14 protein-coding genes are annotated in these 18,060 nt (G+C 38.2%); 5 read left to right on the forward strand and 9 right to left on the reverse strand.

Annotated features, from left to right (window positions below; genetic code table 11):
- The first annotated feature begins 1 nt into the window (after position 1).
- On the forward strand, positions 2 to 1,255 hold the full coding sequence (locus DI076_RS02685; RefSeq protein WP_108958669.1) for a nicotinamide-nucleotide amidohydrolase family protein: 1,254 nt from the start codon (positions 2 to 4) through the stop codon (positions 1,253 to 1,255).
- A gap of 3 nt (positions 1,256 to 1,258) precedes the next feature.
- Entirely contained in the window at positions 1,259 to 2,326 is a 1,068-nt protein-coding gene (locus tag DI076_RS02690; RefSeq protein WP_108958500.1) for a hypothetical protein, read from the forward strand.
- 6 nt (positions 2,327 to 2,332) lie between these two features.
- On the opposite strand, the gene DI076_RS02695 is transcribed toward DI076_RS02690, so the two are convergent.
- Genes DI076_RS02695 through gap form a run of 7 tightly spaced genes read right to left on the reverse strand, consistent with a single transcriptional unit; the run spans position 2,333 to position 8,398 of the window.
- On the reverse strand, positions 2,333 to 3,325 hold the full coding sequence (locus DI076_RS02695) for a response regulator transcription factor (RefSeq protein ID WP_108958501.1): 993 nt from the start codon (positions 3,323 to 3,325) through the stop codon (positions 2,333 to 2,335).
- Positions 3,322 to 4,440 carry an LIC_12097 family sensor histidine kinase gene (locus DI076_RS02700; protein WP_174705013.1) on the reverse strand — a complete coding sequence of 373 codons (1,119 nt, stop codon included), beginning with the start codon at positions 4,438 to 4,440 and terminating at the stop codon, positions 3,322 to 3,324. Before DI076_RS02700 ends, DI076_RS02695 begins: the two co-directional genes overlap by 4 nt.
- A gap of 37 nt (positions 4,441 to 4,477) precedes the next feature.
- Positions 4,478 to 5,146, reverse strand: a complete 669-nt coding sequence (locus tag DI076_RS02705; protein WP_108958503.1) for an LIC_12096 family protein — start codon at positions 5,144 to 5,146, stop codon at positions 4,478 to 4,480.
- The gene (secG, locus tag DI076_RS02710; protein ID WP_100727228.1) at positions 5,106 to 5,438 is read right to left on the reverse strand and encodes a preprotein translocase subunit SecG; all 333 of its coding nucleotides are present in this window, start codon (positions 5,436 to 5,438) and stop codon (positions 5,106 to 5,108) included. Before secG ends, DI076_RS02705 begins: the two co-directional genes overlap by 41 nt.
- Before the next feature lie 9 nt (positions 5,439 to 5,447).
- Positions 5,448 to 6,197 carry a triose-phosphate isomerase gene (tpiA, locus tag DI076_RS02715; RefSeq protein ID WP_108958504.1) on the reverse strand — a complete coding sequence of 250 codons (750 nt, stop codon included), beginning with the start codon at positions 6,195 to 6,197 and terminating at the stop codon, positions 5,448 to 5,450.
- 1 nt (position 6,198) lies between these two features.
- Positions 6,199 to 7,389: a phosphoglycerate kinase gene (locus DI076_RS02720; RefSeq protein ID WP_108958505.1), complete on the reverse strand. Its 1,191-nt coding sequence runs from the start codon at positions 7,387 to 7,389 to the stop codon at positions 6,199 to 6,201.
- A 1-nt stretch (position 7,390) separates the two neighbouring features.
- Entirely contained in the window at positions 7,391 to 8,398 is a 1,008-nt protein-coding gene (gene gap / locus DI076_RS02725; RefSeq protein WP_100727225.1) for a type I glyceraldehyde-3-phosphate dehydrogenase, read from the reverse strand.
- A 176-nt stretch (positions 8,399 to 8,574) separates the two neighbouring features.
- Here gap and DI076_RS02730 point away from each other — a divergent pair, with 176 nt between their 5' ends.
- Positions 8,575 to 10,248 carry a GAF domain-containing sensor histidine kinase gene (locus DI076_RS02730; protein ID WP_245918231.1) on the forward strand — a complete coding sequence of 558 codons (1,674 nt, stop codon included), beginning with the start codon at positions 8,575 to 8,577 and terminating at the stop codon, positions 10,246 to 10,248.
- A gap of 11 nt (positions 10,249 to 10,259) precedes the next feature.
- Here DI076_RS02730 and lepB read toward each other — a convergent pair whose 3' ends face one another.
- Both lepB and DI076_RS02740 read right to left on the reverse strand, forming a co-directional pair.
- Entirely contained in the window at positions 10,260 to 10,790 is a 531-nt protein-coding gene (gene lepB / locus DI076_RS02735) for a signal peptidase I (protein ID WP_108958507.1), read from the reverse strand.
- Positions 10,783 to 13,278 (reverse strand): methyl-accepting chemotaxis protein, encoded by a 2,496-nt coding sequence (locus tag DI076_RS02740; protein ID WP_167396497.1) that lies wholly within the window; start codon positions 13,276 to 13,278, stop codon positions 10,783 to 10,785. Before DI076_RS02740 ends, lepB begins: the two co-directional genes overlap by 8 nt.
- A 75-nt stretch (positions 13,279 to 13,353) precedes the next feature.
- Between DI076_RS02740 and uvrC the strand changes: the two genes are divergently transcribed.
- Complete coding sequence (gene uvrC / locus DI076_RS02745; protein WP_108958509.1) at positions 13,354 to 15,198, forward strand: excinuclease ABC subunit UvrC; 1,845 nt, start codon at positions 13,354 to 13,356, stop codon at positions 15,196 to 15,198.
- A gap of 36 nt (positions 15,199 to 15,234) precedes the next feature.
- On the forward strand, positions 15,235 to 18,060 hold the full coding sequence (locus DI076_RS02750; RefSeq protein WP_108958510.1) for an LIC11755 family lipoprotein: 2,826 nt from the start codon (positions 15,235 to 15,237) through the stop codon (positions 18,058 to 18,060).

Genomic DNA, 18,060 nt, shown 5'->3' on the forward strand with positions numbered 1-18,060 from the left:
GATGTCACCTTTTATTGTAATCCTTTCCACTGGATCCGAGTTAACCGCGGGTCGTAGTCTGGATACAAATTCTGGATGGATAGCGAATCAACTATTTGAACTTGGATGGAAGGTAAAAAAGTTCATAACTTTGCCTGATGATCCAAATTTGATTCTTTCTGAATTACAATCACTACAAACTCTCGCAAAAGAAAAACCGGTGCTTGCTATCATGACAGGTGGGCTTGGCCCAACAGAAGATGATTATACTCTGGAATCGGTTTTGAAATTAACCGGAAAAAAATCTTATTCTGTCGAAAAAGCAAAACTTCGTCTCACTAAAATTTATGAATCAAGAGGAAAGGAATATAAAGATATTCTTCCCAATGTATTTCGCCAAACTTTTGTTCCTGAAGGTTGTAAAACTTTAGACAATTCTGTAGGCATTGCGGTAGGATTTGTGGAATCTATAGGAGAAAAATCCTATTTGGTATGTATGCCAGGAGTGCCATCCGAGATGACTGAAATGTTTAAACGTAGGTTAGTTCCTGAATTGAAAAAACTTTACCCACGTGAAAATTTACTCCAAAAAACTAAATGGTTGTGGAACATTGGCGAGTCCTTATTCCAAAATGATTTTATCGAACCAAATAGAACTGAGTTCTTTCATGAGGCGGAATGGGGTGTCACTGCTAACCGTGGTTATATCAAATGTATTTTTCAATCGACAAATCAAAATTTACTAGATCAAATCATCAATCGATTGGAAACTCAATATCCAAAAATCATTTCAGACGATGTGTTTATTAATGTACATGATCGTTTATTAGCTGATAAATTGACAATCTCTGTTGTGGAAAGTTGTACTGGAGGATTACTCGGCAAAAAATTGACAGAACAACCTGGTTCCAGTTCCTATTTTATGGGTGGTTTTTTAACGTATTCGAATGAAATGAAGTCCAATTTACTTGGGATACCCATAGAGACCATAAACACTTATGGTGCAGTTAGTGAAGAAGTGGCAAAAGCTATGGTTGATGGACTTTGCCAAAAAACAGGAACACATTATGGAGTATCCATCACGGGGATTGCGGGTCCAGATGGTGGTAGTGAAGGAAAACCTGTAGGCACAGTTTGTATTGGAATCAAAGAACCAAATGGAGAGACCACTGTGCACCGTTATGTGTTTCCTGGGAACAGAGAAGCAATACGTGAAAATGCAAGTAACACTGCGATATTTTTGATTTACCAATCTTTAAAAAATAGGGTTATATAAGTTATGCTTCAAAACATATTTTATTCCATAGGATTTTTTCTTTTGTTCTATTTTAGTTGGGATGTGGATTTGAATTTTGTTCCGAGTATACGTGAAACTTGGATTTGGAATTTGGAAGGAAAATTTGGTACCAATCCTCCGAAGCTCGGAGAAGATCCAATCAAATCAATTAATGGTTATTTATACAACAAACAGTTTTATTCCTTCAAAACAAGTTCCCGCCCAGAAATTGATCCTAAATATTTAATCGATTTTCCACTATTAGGGAATGGATATTTGTTATATGAAAAAATTGGAGATGAAGTTAATTTTTTTTCAGATAGTAGTGAGTTATTTTGGAAAAAACCAATCAATTCATACCCTCGTAGTGGTTATTATGCATCACCTGTGTTGTATCTATCAGGAGATAATAACACAGTATTTTTACTCGATGAAAGTGGAAACAGAATCGGCAAACAAGAATTAAATGGTAGGTTTTTGACTGATTACCGATTTGATACTAAGAATAAAGGTTGTGTTGTATTGTTTTCTGGTGGAGAAATTTACAGATTGGATGAAAAGGCCAATTTAAAATATGGATTTGATTTATCGAAAGAGAAAGAAAATTCATTTTTTAAATCATTGTCTATCTCACCCGATGGCAGGTTTGTGTCGGTTCATTTTTCGGTGAATGATAAAGATTGGATCCTTATCTTAGATGAAAAAGGTGAAGTTGTAGAAGAATTTCCTTTGGCCAAATTTTACCCGCATCAATTGTACTTGGCTACAAGTAACGATGGGAATCTATTTTTACAAACTCCAGACTCATTGCAGTTTTATGAAGATGGGAAATTGGTTTGGGAAAAAATCAAAACAAAACAAGTGGGTGTTTACCAATCCATTTTTGCGAGTGATCAATTTGTTGTGGCGGCTGTGGATTCAGAACTTCAGTTTTATACTCCAAAAGGAAATTTGATTCGCAAAAAAAGAATTTCACCATCCGAACTTCCCGTTCGTTTTTTCCCCGGAAAAACAGATTCTGTTTTTTATATGGAAACAAAAACGGACTTAGTACAGTTTCAAATGCTATAATCTTGTTTATACTTCGTAAATGGATAAAGACTTAAATCCAGTTCTACCTTCTCGGTTGATCATAGCGATGGTTTCTGTACAAACACCTGGTTTGATATTAAAGATCAATTGGTCTGAAATTTCTCTACAGATATAAAGTCCTCTTCCGTGGCTGTCTTCTAAACCTTTTGGAAAACCAGTTGTTTCATCAATACTGATATGACGGTCCAATCGATGTAATATTTCTTCCTTTCGTAGGGATCCAAACTGGTCGCGAACAACTATAAAAATCGTACTCTCAGTGGATCCATAACCGATTAAAAAATAATCTTCAGGCATCAGTTGGATATTATCGAGAGGAACAACCATATCATGGCTCGGAATTTCGAATTGGTATTTGTATTCTCCTTCGTTTGTGCGAGGAGCACGGATCATTGCATTGGAAGTTAGTTCTTCAAGTACCTGTTGGATCGCTTTTGGAGCTCCCAATTGGATTAAATTTTTGGAGATTTTACCACAAAGGATAGACCTGTCTTGGTCTGATTTAATTTGTTTATAAACAATTCCATTGTTAGGTGCTTCTTCAAATTCACTATTGATGTTTTGGTCTAATACTTGGAAATCTTTTGCAAAATACTTTTCAATTCCAAAGATATCATTTGATAATAATTTTTCTACCATCACTTCAATCAGATGGATATCCAAAAAACTATACTTAGGTATGATGTTCCAAATTTGAAGGTCTTTTGCATATTTGATGTATTCATTGATATTGTATGCGGTCATCAAAGCATATTGAACACTGGGAAACTCTTTTTGGATAAGTTTCACTAGGTCTATGCCAGATTTACCAGGTAATCGAATGTCAGTAATGGTTAAGTCAATTTTTTCATTTGACAAATACCAAACGGCTTCTTCAAAATGTTCAGCACCAAACACATTGAATTTTACACTTAATAAATCCATGATGGCTTCACGTATCGAATGGATATCTTCAACAATAAGAATGGATTGTTTCATGAATTTGGCTCCGTGATGTCATTAGTGAGCGGGAAAGAGATCGTAAATCTTGTTTTTTGTTCCACTGATTTAACAGAGATATTTCCATCATGTTCCTTCACAATGGAATGACAGATAGAAAGTCCAAGTCCGGTACCAGTTCCCGATTTATTACTCGTAAAAAAAGGATCGAAGATCTTTTGGATGATAGCATCAGGAATTCCTCCTGCATTATCTTCCACGATGATGTGAAGCCAGTTTTTAGTTTTGCGAATCTCAATTGCGATTTCGCCAGGCCTGTAATCAAAGGCTTGAAGTGAGTTACGAAACAAATTCATAAACAACCTTTCCATCTTTCCTGGATGAAAAGGGAATTGGTATTCATGATCACATGTGATTCGCCAGTTGATGTTTTTACTTAGGTGTGGATAAAGCCGAATGACTGTATCTTTTGCGCGGTTAATGGTTTCAACGATATCACCTAAAGTGACTTTGACCTTATCCGTTTTTGCAAAGGAAATAATATCTGATACGATGATGGCAGCACGAGAGATATCGTTCTTTATCATATCCAATCTCTTTTCAATTTGTTCTGGCGGTTGGTTTTGCCAATTTGCTTTTAAATTTTGTAAAGTAAGACTAATCCCAGTTAAAGGGTTATTTAACTCGTGAGCAATTCCTGAAATTAATATTCCTAAGGAAGCGAGGTTACGCATTCGGAAAGATTCTTCTTCTTTGTCCCTTTGTTTTGTGACATCCGATATTTTTTCCACCATCCAAAACAAATCTTCTTGTTTCGGGTAGGGGTAAAATTCTAAAAGAAGTGTTTGTTTTTTGTCTTCAGAACGAAAAAAAATTTCTCTGGTGATAGGAGCAGACGAAGTTTGGTTTTTGTCCTTTGATTTTACATTAATTTTAGGGCAATATGGACAAACGTCTGTTCGTTGGTACAATACTTCGTAACATTTTTTATCTAACAACTCGTCGTATTTATTGTTCTTTGCAAATAAAATGGTAGCAAGATTGGCTCTTTGGATGTTGAAATCGGAATCGATAAGAACCAGTGGGTCTTGTACTACATCATAAATGGCTTCCAATTCTCGGGCTTTTTCTGCGACTTTTTCGATGTTTTCCATCGATTGAGAATCACCATTGTGACTGTTTTCTGACAAATTAATAGCCCAGTGATTGGTTCAATTGTTTGAACATTTTTTTTTGGCTCTGGTTTCCATTTGTTTTCTGGAGTGCACTAATCGAAATGAGTTGGCTATGGAAATCCAATAAAAATTTGATATAAAAATCTTTTTTGAAATCATTCCTTTCTTGTTTGATGGAATCATTTCGGAGAGAGGAAAGCGGGAAACTTTCAGATCCATCAAGTCCTGAGAATTGGATGACCATATCATTTACGGATTCATCCAAAGGGGTAGTATCAGTAATTTTTGTTCTCGTTTTTTGTTCGATTTCCGTGTCTTCTGAAGTGATTTGGATTTCTACTTTAGATAGTACTGAGCCATTAAATTCGAGTAAGATTGATTTTTCTTCTGAATGTTTGATTCGATTTTTGTTCTGAGGGTCTGGATCGACTTTGAACTTACGGATACGTATTCCTGTACGGTTTGGATAAGATCCAATGAATTGAATTGTGGTATTGGCTGGTAAAGACGAAAGTTGTTCGTAAGACAAAAGTTCCCTGGCCTTGGCGATGTCTCGGTAAAGGCTAAGGATTTCCTTGTCTAATCGGTTTTCTTTTTCGGTAATGTCGACCTCAGCGAAGAGACCGACACTCAGTAAAAAAAGACTAAGGAGTGCTAGGTGCCGGTACTTCGGGAGTTGTTCCATCAGTTTCTACCGGAGTTTCCAAACTTGGTTCCACATCTGGTACCAATACTTCATCTTTCTTTGCAAAAACAAAGGAAAGAGCAAGTGATAAAACTATAAACAAAATCGCCGCAACTCTTGTCGTTTTTGTCATCACGTCAGCCGTTGAAGCTCCAAACACGGATTGGCTAGCGGTTGATCCGCCAAGCATTCCCGCACTTCCACCTTTTCCAGTTTGGATCATCACAAGAAGGATGAGGAAAAGTGAAAGTAAAACAAATAGAGTCAGAATGGTTCCTGCAAAAAATCCCATATAATTTCCTTATTTTAAAAGTCCTAAAAATGATTCTAATTTTTGACTGGCTCCACCCACTAGGCCACCGTCAATGTTTGGTTTGGCGAGAAGTTCTTTGATGTTATCTGGTTTCACAGATCCACCATAGAGAATTTGGATGTTTTCAGCCACTTGGTCTGCTCCCACAAAGAGTCCGCCAATTTCTTTTCGAAGGTATGCATGGGCTTCTTCCGCTTCCGCAGGAGTTGCTACTTTTCCCGTTCCAATCGCCCAAACAGGTTCGTATGCGATGACAAGATTGGAAAAGAGGTCACTCGTAATGTCTTTGAGACCTTTTTTGATTTGGTCTTCTAACACAGAGAAGGTTTGGCCTTTTTCTCTTTCGGCCCAAGTTTCACCCACACAGTAGACAACACGAAGTCCGGCTTTTAAAAAGTAGGTTATCTTTGCATTGTCAAACTCGGAAGTTTCTCCGAGGAATTGTCTTCTTTCAGAGTGGCCCACAAGGACAGTTTTGATCCCGAGTTCTGCGAGTTGCACAGGGGAAATTTCTCCCGTCATTGCAGTGAGACCTGATTGGTACGCATTTTGTGCCCCAACAATGAGTTTGGATCCACTCGCGATGGAAGAAACCGATTCCAAATGGAGTGCACTTGGGAACACCATCACTTCATAAGAGGAAGAATCACTGGCAACTTTGAGACCAGATGTTATGGTTTTCGCTTCAGAAAGCGTTAGGTTCATCTTCCAGTTTCCGGCTATGATTTTCTTTCTCATCTTATTTGTCTTCCTTTGGGAGTAAACATTGAACTCCCGGGAGAGTGCGTCCTTCTAAAAATTCTAAGGAAGCACCACCACCAGTGGAGATATGAGTGATTTTATCAGCCACACCAGCTTTGTTTACCGCAGCGATGGAATCTCCTCCACCCACAACAGTTTTCGCTTTGGATTTACTAATGGCTTTTGCAATTTCAATCGTTCCTTTGGAGAACTTATCCATTTCGAACACACCCATCGGTCCATTCCATAAGATGGTCTTTGCTTCTTTGATGGCTTTTACATAATTGTCGATGGTTTTTGGCCCAATGTCCATTCCCATCCATCCGTCCAAAATTCCCATTTTGTCTACAGACTTGGTTTTTGCGTTCGGATCAAAATTGTCTGCGATGATGTGGTCCACAGGGATTTGGAGGTCAACTCCTTGGACACCAGCTCGGTCAATGAGTTGGAAGGCTTGGGATTCAAATTCAGGTTCTACAAGGGATTTTCCGATGGGAACAGCTCTGGATTTGAGAAAGGTGTACGCCATACCGCCCCCGATGAGGAGGTGGTCCACTTTTTCGAGAAGGTTCTTTAAAATCGCAAATTTGGAACTGACTTTTGATCCACCTACGATCGCCACAAACGGACGTTCTGGTCTTGCAAGAAGCCCACTTAATACTTCAATTTCTTTACGCATGAGAAGTCCTGCAAAGGCAGGGAGGAGGTGAGCCACACCTTCAGTTGAAGCATGGGCTCTATGTGCAGTTCCAAATGCATCGTTGACATAAACGTCAGCGAGTTTTGCCAGTTCTTTACAGAAACTAGGTGCATTTTCCTCTTCTTCCTTATGGAAACGAAGGTTTTCTAAAAGTAAAATTTCACCTTCCCCAAGTTCATTTGATAACTTCACAACAGGGGCACCAATGACGGCTTCTGAGAAACTGACTTTGGTTTTGACGAGTGTGGAAAGAACATCAAACACAGGTTTCATGGAATATTTTGGTTCCGGTCCACCTTTGGGTCGGCCCAGATGGCTTCCCAAAATGATCTTTGCTCCTTTGGAGATCAGTAATTCCAAAGTAGGTAGGGTTTTTTCAATCCGAGTTTTGTCCGTTGCTTTTCCGTTTTCTACAGGGACATTGAAGTCCACACGAACAAAGACTCGTTTTCCTTTTAGATTTTGATCTTCGAGAAGAGGTAATTTCATCTTAGCCTTTTTTCGCCATGTAACGTACGAGGTCGAGAACTCGGTTAGAGTATCCCATTTCGTTGTCATACCAAGACACGAGTTTGAAAAAAGTAGGGCTTAGTTCAATACAAGCATCTGCATCAAAGATAGAAGAACGAATGTCTCCCAGGAAGTCGTTTGATACCACCATATCTTCTGTATAACCAAGGATTCCTTTCATAGAACCTTCACTTGCTTCTTTCATTTTCTTTTTGATTTCGGCAAGGCTTGTTGGTTTTTCAGTGCGAACGGTTAAGTCCACAACCGATACGTCTGGAGTGGGAACTCGGAAACTCATACCAGTGAGTTTTCCATTGACTTCAGGGATACAAAGTCCTACTGCTTTGGCAGCACCAGTGGAGGCAGGGATGATGTTTTGTGCAGCACCACGACCACCACGGAAATCTTTTTTAGATGGTCCGTCTACCGTTGGTTGGGTTGCCGTCATCGCGTGGATGGTAGTCATGAGGCCTTCCACGATTCCAAAGTTGTCAAGAACCACTTTTGTGATGGGAGCAAGGCAGTTTGTTGTACACGATGCATTGGATACAACATTGTCTTTTCCTGCATCATATTTCTCGTGGTTCACACCCATAACAAAGGTAGGAATGTCTTTGTCTTTTGCAGGCGCTGAGATCACCACTTTTTTGGCACCAGCTTTGATGTGTTTTTCTGCACCCACTCGGTCTGTGAAAAGACCAGTTGATTCGATGACAAAGTCCACTCCGAGTTCTTTCCATGGGAGTTTTTCTGGGTCTCTTTCCGAGAAAGTTTTTACTTTTTTGCCATCGATGATGATTTCATTGTCTGTGTGAGAAACTTCCCCATTGAAACGACCATGAGTTGAGTCGTACTTAAAAAGATAAGAAAGGTTGTCTGGGGTGACTAGGTCGTTGATTGCGACAAATTCTAAATTGGGGTCTTTGATTCCGGAACGAAGCACAAGTCGTCCGATGCGACCAAAACCATTAATTGCGATTTTTACCATTGAGTTTCTCCTAAAAGGCTCGTATCTAGAGATAAAACGATTTTTTAATTACAGAATTTCGAGTTCGGGGTCTATGTCACTCATTTTAAAGGGCATAGGAGCAAACACAAGCCTAGAAATTGACATTTTTGATGGCAAGTTCCACCTTCCTGGTTGTACGATTTTTGCTATTTTCGATGTCTAAAAACGGCATGGATCGGATTCAAAAAGAGCTAAATCGGGCCAGATTCCAACAAAACATATTGGCACAAGTCTCCTCTCATCCGAGTGCCCGGTCAGGCGACATCCAAACTTTAGCCAAGTTCATCACCAAATCAGTGGCGGAAGGACTTGGAATTGAACGAGTGGGTGTCTGGCTTTTTAATGATTCCAAAAATGAACTTTTGAATGTGGATACTTACCTTCTAAGCAAAGCCCTTCATAGTGCCGGTGCCATTTTGAAGGAAATTGAATTCCGAGAGGAATTCCAATACTTAGTGAAGGAAAAGTATGTAGATGCTAACGATCCTTATACGGATCCACGTACCAAAGGATTTATTGAAACCTATTTAAAACCCAATGGTATCACAGCAATGTTAGATGGTGTGATCAGGATGGGGGAAGAACTGATTGGAACTTTATGTTTCGAACATGTCGGTAAAATACATAAGTGGCAAGAGGATGAAATTATTTTTTGTAGCCAATTAGGTGATCAAATAGCACTGACAATCAGTAACCAAAGGAAAAACCAAATTTATGAGGAATTGATCGCAAGAGAAAATGAATTAAGAGAGCTCAATGAAAGTTTAGAACAACTGGTTGAAGAACGCACTAAAAAACTCAAGAACTCGAATGAAGAGTTAGAGTCAACAATCTCTACATTAAAAAAAGCACAAAACCAACTCATACTTTCTGAAAAAATGGCAAGCCTTGGGCAACTCGTTGCTGGAATAGCACATGAAATCAATAACCCCATCGCAGCCATCCAAGCGTCAGCGGAAAATTTAAAAGAGTCTTTATTTGAGTCCGAATATTCCTTATTCCAAAAAGAATTAAAAGAACTCTTACCAGATAAAAAGAATCAAAATTTATTTATGGAATTAATCCAAGTTTTAAAATCTAGGATTGAAATCATTTCTGGTAGAGAACGGATGAGCCGAAGGAAACGAATTGAATCTTGGCTCCATTCAAGAGGACTTCCTGATTCTTTATCCTTCCATTTGATTGATGCTGGATTTGATTTGGATGTTTTGCAGTCGTATCAGGAATTGTTTTTAAAAGACAAGGTAGAGAAGATACTCACTTTAGTTGTGGAAGAGATCACTGTTCACCAATCACTTCATATTATTTTACTAGCCGTTGAAAGAGCTAGTAAAATGACGTTTGCTTTAAAAAACTTTGTTCGATTTGAAATTTCCAAAAATCCAATCCAAGTCAATATAAAAGAAAATATTGAGACTGTTCTCACTTTGTACCAAAATCAATTTAAGAAAAATGTTATTTTGATAAAGGAATATGATGACATTCCTTTCATAGAAGGATATCCAGAAGAACTTTTACACTTATGGACCAATCTGATTTACAATTCCTTACAAGCGATGTCCTTTCATGGGACACTCAAGATACAAAGCAAAAATCTTGGGGATAGGGTATGTATTAACATACAAGATTCGGGACCTGGGATCCCTGAATCGATCCAGGCCCGTATTTTTGAACCATTCTTTACTACAAAAGCACTCGGTGAGGGAAGTGGGCTTGGACTCGATATTTGCCGCAAGATCGTCGAGAGGCATAATGGATCGATACAGTTTCACTCCATACCAGGTAATACTGAATTTTCGATCGAACTTCCTCTGCGAATTACAAAATAATACAATCAAAATCACCACATAACAGCAATGATTTGGGATTCTTGGATGGTGCCGAGGGTTCTCGAATCCACTCCTAATTCGCGATTGTCAGTGAGTAAAAAAAAATGTTTTTCAGGAACTGTAACTGGGTTCATATCATCATGTTCCGTTTTACCTGCTGGGATAAGAGAGATCAATTGTGTGTTTGGTTCGGGGAAGATTGTGGGATCTAAGATAGTTCCATTCCGAAAGACCAATCGTTTTTGGATGGAAATGGAGTCTCCTGGTTTGCCAATGATCCTCGCAATGATGGTTGCATTCGGGTCAAGTGGGGAAGTGGCGATGACCACATCTCCTATTCCCAGTTGGCTTTTGCGGTAAAAACGATTGAAGTAAGCGGTGTCCCCTTTTTTCAAAGTTGGTTCCATATAGGAATTGGGAACGGCCACAGGAAGGAGAACCTTGTACTTCACAAACATAGCAGAGACTAGACCGATTCCCATCGGAAGTAAAATCACAATGAGTTTTGTTTTGAGTGGGACTTTATTTTTTGGCTTAGACATGGAAATAATTGATCTCTTTTCGTAAACTTTCTGTTAGTTGGTTCATGTTTTGTGAATTGGATTTTGTGCCGTCACTTGAAATGGCCGTAGTTTGGGCATGGTTATTGATTTCGGCTATGGAACGTGAAATTTCCATCATCGCTGTTTTTTGTTCTTCTGTTGCCTCTCGGATCATTTCGGAAAGTTCTCGGATTTGAGAGACACCTTCGTTTACCTCTTCATTGGTCTCAATTTGTTTTTGGACAACCATGCGGATTTCTTTTGTCATTTGGTTGATCGAATTCACACCCGTAATGGTTTCACTTAAGATCGAAATTGATTGGTCAATTTTTTCCTGGCCTTGGTTGATTTCGACTTCATTCTGTTTGATGAGTTCTTCGATGTCTTCTATGGATTTTGCTGTTTTGTCAGCAAGTTTTGAAATCTCATCAGCAACAACGGCAAACCCGCGCCCACTGGCACCAGCCCTTGCCGCTTCAATGGCTGCATTCAGAGCCAGTAAATTGATTTGTTCGGAAATGGTATGGATGATCTCCACTACATTTGTCATCTCAGAAGATGACTGGTAAATTTTATCCATGGAAAGTTTCATCTCACCAAGTGATGATTCCCCTTTTTTTGCATCTTTTGTGATTTCTTCTACACGTACATCTGCAATTTGGAATTTTTTATCGATTTCGGAAACAGCTTGGTTGAGTTCTGTCATTTTTTTCATGAGAGAAACTAAGGTAAAAGATTGGGTTTCCGTACGTTGTGCCACACTTTCAATCCCAGCAGTGATTTCTTCAATGGAGGCAGAAATCTCTTCACTACTTGCCGCTTGGTTTTGGGCTGCATCCGAAAGGGTTAACATGGATTCGTAAATATCGGAACTTGTATTGGTGAGTTCATTGGAAACTGATTGAGTTTGGTTGACGATTTGGCGGAGTTTGGATTGGAATTCAAACATGGCATTTGCCATACTTCCAATTTCATCACGGCTCGAGTCATAAAAATCGGATTTTAAGTTTCCTTTTACCATTTCACTGATGCGTAACTTGATTCGTTCTAATGGTTTTAATTTGGATTCAATCACAAGTACTGTCACAATTCCTATGAGGACAACGATCAAAATGGATATCCCAAGTGTCATCATAAGGCTTGTTAACGTTTTTTCATACAGTTCTGAATTTTCAAAAATACAATAGATGATATAATTGAATTCAGGGTTTTTAACAAAAAAGATTCTTTTTTGAGTTCCATCTTCTGTCGAATCAATAAACCCAAGTGCTTCCTGAGTTTGGAAAGGAGTATCGAAAACTAACATTGTTTTGGCGTTTTTTCCAATGTCTCGTTTGTCCGAGAAATAAACTATGGTTCCATCACCATCAAAAAATCCAACTTTTCCTGATGTTCCAATTTTTAAATTTCCTAAGATAAAACTCGATAATTTGCCTATGTTGAGAAATCCACCTACGTAACCTTGGAATTGGTTGTTTTCATAGACGGGTAAGGTGTAAGGGGAAACAATATCTCCTGAAATTTTGGAACGAATGCTTGTATGTCTAAGTGGTCCTTGTCTTGCTAAGTTTCCATCTTCAATGTAAAAAATGGATCCGGTTTTGGAACGATCATATTCATTTGTTGAGATAAAAATTCCATCATCGGGTTTATAATAAAACAATGCCTCAACTGCATGGTTTGTGCTCTTTAATTGGATTTCGTTTAGGACATTTCGAATTCCGTTTAAATTGCGTTTCACAATTTGGTCTTTTAGTTTGTTCTCTGTAAAAATCGAAAGGGTAAGGCGATCACGAAAATCAACTAAAGTGAGTCGCATGAGGGATTCAGAATCCATTACAGATTGTTGCATACTTGAGTTAACTAGGTCTAACTCTTGTTTGAAGTTCATTCTATAGTTGATGATAAAAAGTAACAAAATAGCAGCTAAAAATGAGAGGACAGTTTGGAATCCTAAATTCCTCGATAACTTTCTTGTATTGATCCTCGAGTTTTTATCTAACCGAATGGAAAGTAAAATTCCCTTTATATTAAATTTTGTTTCTACATACCCAATAAAAATCGATTGGAACAAAATCGTAAAGGCAACTGTCATTCCAAGTCCAATGGCAAGTTCGCTGAGTAGAACAAAATTTTTGGTTTTTTGGTAAAAGAGTAGGGCACCGAGTACAAAAACATAACCTACGGAATAACGGACGATGACATCGATCATCGAGACTTTTTCTAAATGATCGAGCCAAAAGTAAGCTTTGTGGTTGTCTGTGTTGGAAGCGGTTCCATTGAATATTCTATAAACGGGTGAAAAACGAATCCAATAAAAAGAAATAGCAAAGCTTATAATGAAAAAGACAACGATCGCAGTAGAAATTAGAATGATTTGAAGTTCTTCACTGGTCCATTGTGTAAAAAAATAAATATATGACAGTAAAATCGGGAATCCAATTAAATAGTTAAATCCTTCAAGACCAAAAATTATAAATTTGATCATTTTCCGTATGTTCATACCCTAGGGATACAGATTGTCTAAGAATTGTAAACGTAAAATTCCTGACGGTTCCTCTTTATGAAAGACGCCCTTATACTCAAAACCATCCAAGAAAAAATAAAAAACTTAGGCAGTTTACCAGGGTGTTATCTTTGGAAAAACCAATTGGGGCAAGTGATCTATGTGGGAAAAGCCCTGAAACTCCAATCACGAGTTAGGTCCTATCTCAATCCTAACCAAAAAGACAGAAAAACAAGAGCACTTTATGTTGAATTGTATGATTTGGATTGGATTGCAACAAGGACAGAAAAAGAAGCCTTATTGCTCGAAGCCACACTCATCAAAAAATACAACCCTAAGTTCAATGTTAGGTTAAAAGATGATAAAAAATATCCCTTCTTATGTGTCTCCACAAGTGAAGACTACCCAATGGTGTTTTTGACTCGGAAAGTAAAAGACAATGGAGACAGATACTTTGGGCCATTTACGGATGTCAAAGCAGCTAGGGATACACTAGAGCTCATCCATCGCATTTTTCCAGTTAGAAAAACGAAACTAAAACTTCCACTTTCAAAACCGCAAAGGCCTTGCCTCAATTTTCATATGGGACGTTGCCTTGGACCTTGCCAGGGAAATATCACAAAAGAAACTTATGCCGAGTTAGTGGATGAAATCCTTCGATTTTTAGAAGGTAAAAAAGATCGCCTTGTTGCCGATTTAAAATCTGCGATGTTAACTGCTTCCACAAAAATGGAATATGAACGAGCAGGATTTCTCAAACAAAGGATTGAAAAAATCAATCAAATCCGAGAGAAACAAACAGTTGTCAGTTTGGATGGTGGAGATGAAGATATTTTAGGCATTAGCAGACGAGACGATGAAGGTCAGATTGTCATACTCGAAGTGAGAGGTGGTAGGTTGGAAGGAAAAAAATCTTTCCCATTGACTGGCCTTTCTTTTTCAGATGATGAAGAAGCTTTTAACTCTTTTTTGCGTGATTATTATCTAAACGTCACCATCTTACCAAGTGTTGTGTACTTACCAACGTCGGCAAAAGGCAATCACGATGTGTTCTTAGAAACAATTCTCGAAAAATACGGCACATCCATTAAATTAAAATTCCCTGAGATGGGTCCGAAAAAATCCTTACTTCGCCTAGCAGAAAAAAATGCGGAATTGAGTTTAACAGAAAGGATCCTCGCAACAAAACTTCGTGACCAAACTGTTGCTATGAAGGAGTTACAAGAAAAGTTAAATTTACCAACGCTACCTAGGACAATTGAGTGTTATGATATCTCGCATTTCCAAGGGAGTTCTCCTGTTGCCAGTGGTGTGATGTTTGTAGAAGGAAAACCATATAAATCAGGGTATCGCCATTATAAAATGAGAGGTTATGATGGAATCAACGATCCTGGTATGATCCATGAAGTGATTGCAAGAAGGTTAAGCCACTTGGTGAACGAAGAAGAACCACTGCCTGATTTGATTGTGATCGATGGAGGACTTACCCAATTATCACGAGCTGCCGAAGCGGCGAATGCACTCGATCTAGGGCATATTCCAATGGTAGGCCTTGCAAAAAAACGAGAAGAGATTTATTTTCCAGGGGAAAAACACCCTTATAGTTTTGATATCCATTCGCCTATGATGCGACTTCTTCGTAATTTACGAGATGAAGCCCACAGGTTTGGTGTTACCTTCCAAAGATTACAAAGGAAGAAAAAAGCACTCAAATCCATTTTGGATGATATCCCTGATATCGGAGCAAGTCGAAGGAAAAATATCCTAATCTATTTCCAATCGAAAAAAAAAGTCACGGATGCATCAAAAGAAGAATTGGAAAATGTACAAGGCATTGGGCCAGTGCTTGCTGAAAAAATTTATAATAACATTCAATCTTTAAAAAAAATAGAACCGAAATAAAGATTCTTAACTCCTTCTTTGACAAGGAGAGGTTAAGTGAAAAAATGTTTACTCATCTTTATTATTTTCGTAGTTTCTTGTTCTTCACAAAACCAATCTCCGTTTTACTTTTATGATGATTCCTTAGGTGAGATTCCTGAATTATTTTTTGAATATGGATCGAAGGATTCGTCACTCAGTCTGCCAGATTCAAAGGAAGTGTTTCATTATGAAAATGGGATTTTTTGTGTGTATTCACTTCCCATTTCATTGTACAAATTAGAGTTAGGTGCAAAATTCAGAATTTGTTCCAAATTAGATGAGGAAAGTTCCAATCGTTGGAAAACCGGGTTTTCTCTTTTAAAAAATCTAAAATCAGAATATCCTACGTTTTTAGAATCTGGAAAGGGTTGGAATCTCTCCTTCAAGACATTTGCGAAATGGAAAGAAAAACGAAGAGAGATGGTTCCCGTTTTAGAGTGGAAAGAACAAGTGTTTTCAACAGGCCTTGTGACGTACCAAAGTTTTGCAATCCCTCATCCTATTTTTTTGCAAAAATCGAATACAGAATGTGAGGTTGTTTACCGTTCGTATTCGCTTTCTGTTTCGGAAAATCAAACCCCAACGATTGTATTCGAATTTCCATGCCCTAATGTGGAGAAGATTCTCGATTTGGTGTTAAGCCAGAACCAATCTTGGATTTCCAGTTGTGAGATTGATTCACCTAACATCTCTGAAATCTTCCGTCATTCAGAATCTGATTATGTGCGTTATTTAGAATGGGAGAACACAAAAGACAAGGTCATTTGTCCCTATGCGGAAACACTCGAAAGGGAAAAAGAGGGAGTCACAATCACATTCCAATCGGAAGACTTTCGAAAACGTAGCCGTGTGATGTTACCACATGGAATCTTACTCTTATCCGACCATCCAAAATTCCAAGGAATCAACATTTCCAAACAATTTTTATCTCAGCTGGGAACACAGGAAACCATCCGATTTGGGGAATCGATTTTGTATGATAACTCGTTCGATTTTAAACAAGGAGGGGAATATTTTGCAAAACAGTGGAGAACCACTTCTTGTCGTGACCAAAAAAATCTATGGGAAAGTGAAGAATCGTTTTGTGGTAATCCTGGTATACCAAACTACCTAGAACAAAATGCCGAGACAAATCCAATCCCTCAGTGTAATCCAAGTCAGATCCGACTCACTGAATTTTATCCGGGAAACGAATCAGTACCAAACTTCCCTTTACCTGCTTATTTTGAATTTCGCAATGAAGGAACTTCTTGTGATTTATCTTCTTTAAATTGGATTTTGAATGGAGATGTTTATCCATTTTCAGCAAAGGAAGAAATTCTAAAACAGAATGGAATATTCCTATTCACTAGGGAACTTTGGTTAGGTTGGAATCTTTTAGAACGAAAAAAACCATTTTATATCCCCAAACAAGTCTTCCAAATCCCTCCCTTTTCCATCCAAAATCGAAAAACAGAAGAGAGTTTTTCCTTCCAGTTTGATCCAAATCGTTACCATTTGCTCAGGAAAGGAAACCAAAATCGTTTTTCCATTGTTGTCCAAGAGAAAGAGTTTCCACATCCCCGAATCACGAGTGATTCCAAATTACTTTCATTTGGATTCCAGCTAAGCCCAGGTGTACACGAATCAAACCAAATACAATTGATAGGCAGTTCCCTCTTAGAATTTGCACAAAACCCAAATCCATTTCTTGATTTCGGATTCTTTGAAGGGGAAGAGGGGATTGGTTCCTTTCAATCGAGTGAAAAGAAAGACTATTTCTATTGGAAACAGAGTGGTAGAAAAATGGAAACGTTTGGATACGAACCAAATCAATGTAACGGTGAAAATATTTACCATTTACCCTCTGGTTTTTTTGGTGAATCATTTAAATCTTTGTTGTATACCGACAAAGATACATCTAACAACCATTTAACTGTCTGGAATGATAGCCTATTAAAAGAAAAATCATATGATGGTTCTCGTTCCCTTCACCCCGAAATTACACCCATTCTTTTTTCATCCTCAATGGTAAGTTCGATTCCTTGTCCAGGGTTATGGAGGAGTCCAGGTTCTGAAAAAACTGCCAGTTTGGAAATTGTTAAATTAAAAGACCAAGCAGGTTACTTGGCAAATTCCGCGTTAGGAAATCTTGGTTCAATTTTTTTTGGAAACCAAAGACAGAAATTGGCAATCTCTGTGATACCGTTGTTTAGCTTACAGTTTAACTTAGATGTAACGAATGTTCTCTTTGGTCACCCCGAAGAACAGATGTATTCTTATTTCACTCATCCAAATCTCATCAAACCAGTTGGATTTCTAGAGAAAAAAGGACCAATTCAAATCGAAGCCATTTATCCGAATCCTTTTCTCTCGCAGAATGAATGGGTTTATGTATGCAATCGCTCTGGAAATACAGAGGATTTAAGTTTGTATTTAATAGAAGATGAAACTTCAACGGATGATTTGGTTTCTTACCAATCCCGGTTTCCGAATGAAATTCCTATTGGTAAAAATGGGAAAGGATTTATAACAAACGATACCGTTTTACCACCTTCCAGTTGTGCCTGGATTGTGGATCCTGATGGTAAAGATTGGTACTTACCGATCTTTCATTCAGAATCGGATCGATTGATCACCGTTGTCACAACACAGACCATCGGAAATGGAATCTCTTCTGGTGAATTCCTCCAACTGAGAAAAAAGAGTAATGGAGTTTCCATTCTCATTTCATCTTTCGGACATAAGGAAAGTCCCTCAAACTTTCATAAGACTGTAAGCACCGGAGAATACATTTGGTTAAAAACGAATGCAGAAGGAACCACTCCAGATGACTTTGAAGTCTATCGTGAGGAAAATTGA

It is taken from the genome of Leptospira ellinghausenii, from assembly GCF_003114815.1.
GTDB classification, from domain to species: domain Bacteria; phylum Spirochaetota; class Leptospiria; order Leptospirales; family Leptospiraceae; genus Leptospira_A; species Leptospira_A ellinghausenii.

What these genes read in the sequence shown, in the direction of transcription:
- DI076_RS02685 (WP_108958669.1), top strand. Translation starts at nt 2, where the DNA reads ATGTCACCTTTTATTGTAATCCTTTCCACTGGATCCGAGTTAACCGCG.
- DI076_RS02690 (WP_108958500.1), top strand. Translation starts at nt 1,259, where the DNA reads ATGCTTCAAAACATATTTTATTCCATAGGATTTTTTCTTTTGTTCTAT.
- DI076_RS02695 (WP_108958501.1), bottom strand. Translation starts at nt 3,325, where the DNA reads ATGAAACAATCCATTCTTATTGTTGAAGATATCCATTCGATACGTGAA.
- DI076_RS02700 (WP_174705013.1), bottom strand. Translation starts at nt 4,440, where the DNA reads ATGGAAAACATCGAAAAAGTCGCAGAAAAAGCCCGAGAATTGGAAGCC.
- DI076_RS02705 (WP_108958503.1), bottom strand. Translation starts at nt 5,146, where the DNA reads ATGGAACAACTCCCGAAGTACCGGCACCTAGCACTCCTTAGTCTTTTT.
- secG (WP_100727228.1), bottom strand. Translation starts at nt 5,438, where the DNA reads ATGGGATTTTTTGCAGGAACCATTCTGACTCTATTTGTTTTACTTTCA.
- tpiA (WP_108958504.1), bottom strand. Translation starts at nt 6,197, where the DNA reads ATGAGAAAGAAAATCATAGCCGGAAACTGGAAGATGAACCTAACGCTT.
- DI076_RS02720 (WP_108958505.1), bottom strand. Translation starts at nt 7,389, where the DNA reads ATGAAATTACCTCTTCTCGAAGATCAAAATCTAAAAGGAAAACGAGTC.
- gap (WP_100727225.1), bottom strand. Translation starts at nt 8,398, where the DNA reads ATGGTAAAAATCGCAATTAATGGTTTTGGTCGCATCGGACGACTTGTG.
- DI076_RS02730 (WP_245918231.1), top strand. Translation starts at nt 8,575, where the DNA reads ATGTCTAAAAACGGCATGGATCGGATTCAAAAAGAGCTAAATCGGGCC.
- lepB (WP_108958507.1), bottom strand. Translation starts at nt 10,790, where the DNA reads ATGTCTAAGCCAAAAAATAAAGTCCCACTCAAAACAAAACTCATTGTG.
- DI076_RS02740 (WP_167396497.1), bottom strand. Translation starts at nt 13,278, where the DNA reads ATGATCAAATTTATAATTTTTGGTCTTGAAGGATTTAACTATTTAATT.
- uvrC (WP_108958509.1), top strand. Translation starts at nt 13,354, where the DNA reads ATGAAAGACGCCCTTATACTCAAAACCATCCAAGAAAAAATAAAAAAC.